The following is a 5,571-nucleotide window of genomic DNA, read 5'->3' as shown; positions in this document are numbered from 1 at the left end:
GTGGAGTTCTTCTGCTCCATGACCCAACCGGCGATCTGTACTCGCGAGGTGAACCCGAGCTTCTGCAGGATGCGCTCGACATGGCCTTCCGCCGTACGCTGGGCGATCACCAGCGTGGCCGCGATCTCCTTGTTCCGCATGACCTGCGCGACCAGTTCGGCGATCTGCCGCTCGCGGCGGGTGAGCGGGTGCTCCGGGTGGGGCGCGGGCGGCGGCCGTTCCGGCGCCTTGGCCTCGTCCATCGCGTAGGCCACGGCCTCGTCGAGGTCGTCCTCTCCGCCGGCGTGGAGAGCGCCGAGGAAGGCGGCTCCGCCGAGCCGGTCCCGCAACATGGCCTCGTACCGGTCGTGGGAGCCGGCGAGAGGATGGAATCCGGGAATCGACGCCCCGATGGATCGCCAGGCGGTCTGGGCGGCGCCCAGCAACCGCGCGCCGCGGTCGTACCTGCCGTCGGCCGTGGCGACCCAGGCGAGCACCTCGAGACATTCGGCGGCTCCCCACATGTCCTCGGTCTTGCGCATCAACCGCAGCCCGTCGACGATCAGGGCGGTGGCACGCCGCTGGTCGCCCTGCAGCCATCGGCCGTAGCCGATCGCCCACAACGCGTTCGACCTGCTCAGGTACGCACTGTGCGCCTCGCACAGTGCGAGGCACTCGGCGCCGTAGCGTTCGGCGCGCCCGTGGTCGCCGGCCGTCGAGCTCGCCATGACCAGATGGCAGAGGGCCATCCAGCTGCCGGCCGGACTGTCCTCGGCCCGGTAGCGCTCGTTCGCCTCCTCGAGGAGCGTGACGGCCTCTCGGGCGTCCCCACGGAAGAACGCGATCAGGGCCCGGAAATGGGTGGCGCAGGCGAGGGCCGCAGTGTCGCCGAGCCGTTCGGCCAGGGCCCGGCACTCCTCCAGAGACTCGGCCGCGACATCGACCGCTCCCTGCCGGAGGGCGAATCAGGCGCTGACCCACAGTGCCTTGGCGCGCTCACGGCTTACAGATCCGGTGGCTCGCCCGGCTGCAACGCGAGGAGGGCAACCTCCGCGCGGCGTTGGCCTTCTGCCTGAACGAAACCGACCGGGAACGCACGGCGCTGGACCACATCGTCTGCTCGGCCGGCGAACAGAGGTCGTAGCTCCAGTCCAGCGCCGCACGCAACGTTCGCTGACGAGGCGGCACGGCTCGGCTGCCGCCGGTCAGCAGCGCGAAGCGGTCGCTGAGCCGTTCCAGGATCCGTTCCACCGCCAGCGACCGGACCCGTACCGCGGCCAGTTCGATGGCCAGCGGCATCCCGGCGAGCCGCCGGCAGAAGAGCGCCACCTGCGGGCTGTTCTCCGCAGTGACGGCGAAGGTGGCGCAGGCGGCCTTGGCGCGGTCGGCGAAGAGGTTCACCGCCTCGAAGCGGGCGAGGCCGTCCGGTGACGAGGCCTCGCCGGAGTCGGGGGTCGCGAGCGGCGGGACCTGCAGCACGTGCTCGCCCTCGATGCACAGCGGCTGGCGACTCGTGGCCACGATCTGTAGCTGAGGGGCCCCGCCCAACAGCTTTCTCGCGAGCATGGCGACGCCGTCCAGCAGATGCTCGCAGTTGTCCAGGACGAGAAGGACCTGGCGGTCCGCCAGGTACTCCAGGAGGGCGTCGACCGCGGGTTCGTCCGACTGGTCGCGCAGCCCGAGTGTCGTGGCGACCGTCCGGCCGACGAGTTCCTCGTCCGTGAGACCCGCCAGCTCGACCAGCCAGACTCCGTCGGAGAAGGCCCGCCGGACCTCGCCCACCACCCGCAACGCCAGCCGGGTCTTGCCGATCCCGCCCGGACCGGTGAACGTCAGGAACCGCGCCGCCGACAGCAGTCGTCTCGCCTCGGCGACCATCTGCCGTCGGCCAATGAAGCTCGTACCATCGGCTGGCAGATTTCCGACTTTCTGCCGGTCCAGAACTACGACAACCATGACCTCCACATGCTAACTAGTGATGAACAGGCATGCATTAGCTGTTATAGGTAACGTTCCGGCTTTGAGCCGAGCTGTGGAGAACAGTGCGCCGCGTGTGATCCGGCGGGACGAGAGAGTCCGCGAACCCCGCGGCCCGAGTCGGGGCCGTCCTCCTGATCCGGGCCGAATGAACGCGATCGGGTGGATCGGGCAATACAAGGTGTCAGGTTCCCGCCTCGGAAGGGCCGGCCATGCCCACCTCGCCCCCCGCCCTGTACCCGCCGAGTCTCCGACCCGTGCGGCCCACGCAGGGCGGGCGGCACGGCCGGCCGGCCCCGGCGCGCCGCGGGACCCTGCTGCGGGCACTGGGCGCCATGGTCGTGGCGCTCATCGTGGCGGCCGCGCTGGTGACGGCGCAGCTCGCGCGTCCGGTGCCCGAGCCCTCCGTACGGCTGAGCCACGCCCTGTCCGGCCATACCTTCGGGGGTCCGGCCCCGGTGCTGCCCTGGCCCGCTCAGGGACAGGCGGTCGTCGACGTCGAAGGACTCGGCACCATGGGCGCCTCCGGAGATCCCGTCCCCACGCCGACCGCCAGCGTGGCCAAGGTGATGACCGCGTACGTCTTCCTGCGCGACCACCCGCTCGCCTCCGGCTCCGGCGGCCCGACCTTCACCATCTCGGCCGAGGAGGCGGCCCGGCTCCCAGCGCGCAAGGCCCGAGGTGAGAGCCACGTCGACGTCGTCGCGAACCAGCCGTTCACCGAGCGCCAGGCGCTCGAGGCGCTGATGATCGTCTCGGCGAACAACATCGCGCATGAGATGGCGCGCTGGGACGCCGGCGGCTACGCACCCTTCGTACGGAAGATGAACGCCACGGCGCGCCGGCTGGGGATGACCGACACCACCTACACCGACCCGAGCGGATACGACCCGGGCACCGTGAGCACCGCCTCCGACCAGGTGAAGCTGCTTCGCGCGGCGATGAGCATCCCCGCGTTCGCCGACGTGGTGAGCCGGCGGGCCTACGTCCCGGCCGACGGCGGCCCGGCCCGGATGGGCGGCAACACGCTGCTCGGTCACGACGGGGTGGTCGGCGGCAAGACCGGATTCACGAGCGCGGCGGGCGGCAACTACGTCTTCGCCGCGCGTGAACGGGTGGGCGGTGTCGCCACGCTCATCGTCGGCGCCGTGATGGCCCAGCCGGGCGCGGGCGATGCCGTGGCGGCGGTCGAGGCGGGGCGACTGCTGGTCGCCGCGGCCGTGAAGACGCTCACCGCCGTGACCCTCGCCCGCCAGGGGCAACGGGTCGCGGTGGTGGACGACGGCATGGGCGGCCGTACGCCGCTGATCGCCGCCGCCCCGGTCACCGTGGTCGGGTGGCCGGGCCTGACCGTACGACTCCGGACGGAGGGCGCCGTCCCCGAGCGGGCCGAGCGGGGCGACCGGCTCGGATCGCTCACCGCCGGACCCAGGCGGTTTCCGCTCGTCCTCGACGGACCGCTGGGCGGAAAGCCCGTCGTGCGGCGGCTCCTGCGCCTCGGCTGAGGCCCGGCCGGGTCGTCGGACGCCGGCCGCACGGCGGCCGGCCGGTCAGCGGACGAGACGGCTCATGACGGCCGACGCGGTGGTGATCCCGACGGCCGCGGCGAGGACGAGCACGGCGATGTCGAGGGGGAGATTGCCGGGGGTGCCGATGAGAAGGCTGCGCAGAGCGTCGACCTCGTAGCTCAGCGGGTTGACATGGCTGATGACGCGCAGCCAGTCCGGCATGAGGGAGATGGGGTAGAGCGCGTTCGACCCGAAGAAGAGCGGCATCGTGATCGCCTGGCCGATGCCCATCAGCCGGTCGCGGGACATGGCGAGACCGGCGATGGTCATCGACAGGCAGGAGAAGAACGCGGTGCCCAGCATCACGACGATGACGACGCCGAGCCAGCGCAGCGGGTTGAGCGTCAGCGTCACGCCCAGCAGTGCCGCGAGCACCATGACGGCGACGGCCTGCGAGAGCGCGCGCACGCCCGCCGCGAATGACTTTCCGGTGACCAGCGCCGCTCGCGGCGTGGGCGTGACGAGCAGCTTGGCCAGCACACCCGCGTCGCGTTCCCAGATGATCTGGATTCCGTAGAAGATGGCGATGAACAGGGCCGACTGGGCGAGGATCCCCGGCGCCAGGTAGTCGAGATAGGGCACGTCCCCGGTCGGGATGGCCTGGATCCGCGAGAACGTCTCCCCGAAGATCAGCAGCCACAGTGCGGGCTGGATCGCCCGGGTGTACAGCTCTGTCCGGTCGTGCCGGATCTTCTGCAGCTCGACGATGCATAGCGCGACGACGCGGGCCGGCAGCAGCCGCCAGCCGGGCCGGGGCGGCGGGACGTCAGCCGAGCCGGCTCGCGGTACGGCGGGTGCGGCGCGCATCGCGGAAGCCGTCTGCTGGTTCGTCGAGTTGGTCGCCGGTGTAGGCACGGAACACCTCCTCCAAGGTGGCCCCCGGTTCGAGACCGGACTTGAGTTCCGATGGAGTGCCGAGCGCCCGGATGCGGCCCCGGTGCATGAGCGCGATCCGGTTGCAGTGCTGCTCGGCCTCGTCCATGTGGTGGGTGGTCACCAGGACGGTCATGCCCGTGGTGCGGCGGACCTCCTGGATGCGTTCCCACACCCCGTCGCGCGCCACGGGGTCGAGCCCGATCGTCGGTTCGTCGAGGATGAGCAGGCGCGGCGTGCTGATCAGGGCCTGGGCCAGCTCGAGCCGCCGGAGCATGCCGCCCGAGTAGGTCTGGGCGCGCCGCTCCGCCGCGTTGTCGAGCCCCACGGCGGAAAGGACGTCGCTGACGCGTTCGCGGCGTCGGGTCCGCGGCACGTCGAACAGCCGGGCGAACAACTCCACGTTCTCGCGGCCGGTCAGCGCCGCGTCAGCGGACAGTTGCTGGGGCAGATAGCCGATCGTCCTCCGTACGGCCATCTGATGGTCGGCCACGTCGAGGCCGAACACCTCGACCATGCCGGCACGGGCCGGGAGCAGGGTGGTGATCAGCCGGATGGTCGTGGTCTTGCCGGCGCCGTTCGGGCCGAGCAGACCGAAGATCTCGCCCTCCGTCACCGCCAGGTCGACGCCGTCGACCGCCACGGCGCTGCCGAACGCGTGCCGCAGCTCTCTGCAGACGACCGCGTGCCGGCTCGCCGGCTCGGCGGTCACATTCTCGGTGCTCATCGCTGCCCCCCGGGGGTCAGGTGGACAAAGCTCTGTGCTCGTCGCGCGGACGCGACAGCGTGGATCCGGTCGGTTCCTCCTTTCGTCGTCGCCGTCATTGCCGCGGCGTGCCGGACGGTGGCTCGCCCGCGTCGTCGGACGTCGGCTCCTGTGACTCGGTGTCGGACATCGGCTCCTGCATCTCGGCGAGCAACCGGCGCAGCGCGGGGAGGGCCGCGGCGATCGCCGCCCGGTCGTCGCCGGACAGCACGTCGAGTCGCGCGCCGACGAGCCTTGCCCTGCGGTCCCGCCACTCGGCGATGCGCCGCTGCGCCGCGGGAGTGAGCACGAGCCGGGCCGCGCGCCGATCAGCGGGATCGATCTCCCGGCGCAGCATCTGCGCGCCGATCAGCTGGTTGACCAGAGTGCTCACCGAGTTGTCCGCGAGATGGAGCTCGCGGGCGGCCG

6 protein-coding genes are annotated in these 5,571 nt (G+C 71.5%); 1 reads left to right on the top strand and 5 read right to left on the bottom strand.

Annotation, left to right across the window (positions count from 1 at the left end):
• Both HKK72_RS35280 and HKK72_RS35275 read right to left on the bottom strand, forming a co-directional pair.
• The coding region (locus tag HKK72_RS35280) for a helix-turn-helix transcriptional regulator (protein WP_187238746.1) at nucleotides 1-707 on the bottom strand (707 nt) is incomplete at its 3' end.
• A 268-nt stretch (nucleotides 708-975) separates the two neighbouring features.
• Nucleotides 976-1,857 carry an ATP-binding protein gene (locus HKK72_RS35275; RefSeq protein ID WP_187238745.1) on the bottom strand — a complete coding sequence of 294 codons (882 nt, stop codon included), beginning with the start codon at nucleotides 1,855-1,857 and terminating at the stop codon, nucleotides 976-978.
• Between the two features lie 356 nt (nucleotides 1,858-2,213).
• Between HKK72_RS35275 and HKK72_RS35270 the strand changes: the two genes are divergently transcribed.
• A complete protein-coding gene (locus HKK72_RS35270; protein ID WP_315987612.1) occupies nucleotides 2,214-3,461 on the top strand; it encodes a D-alanyl-D-alanine carboxypeptidase in 1,248 nt (415 codons plus the stop codon).
• A 45-nt stretch (nucleotides 3,462-3,506) separates the two neighbouring features.
• Here HKK72_RS35270 and HKK72_RS35265 read toward each other — a convergent pair whose 3' ends face one another.
• The 3 genes from HKK72_RS35265 to HKK72_RS35255 form a co-directional block, all read right to left on the bottom strand.
• Nucleotides 3,507-4,379: an ABC transporter permease gene (locus tag HKK72_RS35265; RefSeq protein WP_222721548.1), complete on the bottom strand. Its 873-nt coding sequence runs from the start codon at nucleotides 4,377-4,379 to the stop codon at nucleotides 3,507-3,509.
• Nucleotides 4,291-5,124, bottom strand: coding sequence for an ABC transporter ATP-binding protein (locus tag HKK72_RS35260; RefSeq protein WP_187238743.1), 834 nt, complete (start codon nucleotides 5,122-5,124; stop codon nucleotides 4,291-4,293). The genes HKK72_RS35265 and HKK72_RS35260 overlap by 89 nt, the downstream gene beginning before the upstream one ends.
• Before the next feature lie 94 nt (nucleotides 5,125-5,218).
• The coding region (locus HKK72_RS35255) for a MarR family winged helix-turn-helix transcriptional regulator (RefSeq protein ID WP_410050378.1) at nucleotides 5,219-5,571 on the bottom strand (353 nt) is incomplete at its 5' end.

The sequence above is a fragment of the Actinomadura sp. HBU206391 genome (genome assembly GCF_014323665.1).
GTDB lineage: Bacteria > Actinomycetota > Actinomycetes > Streptosporangiales > Streptosporangiaceae > Actinomadura_C.
The sequence above is the reverse complement of the archived record's forward strand: the minus strand, read 5'-3'. Positions and strand labels throughout refer to the sequence as shown.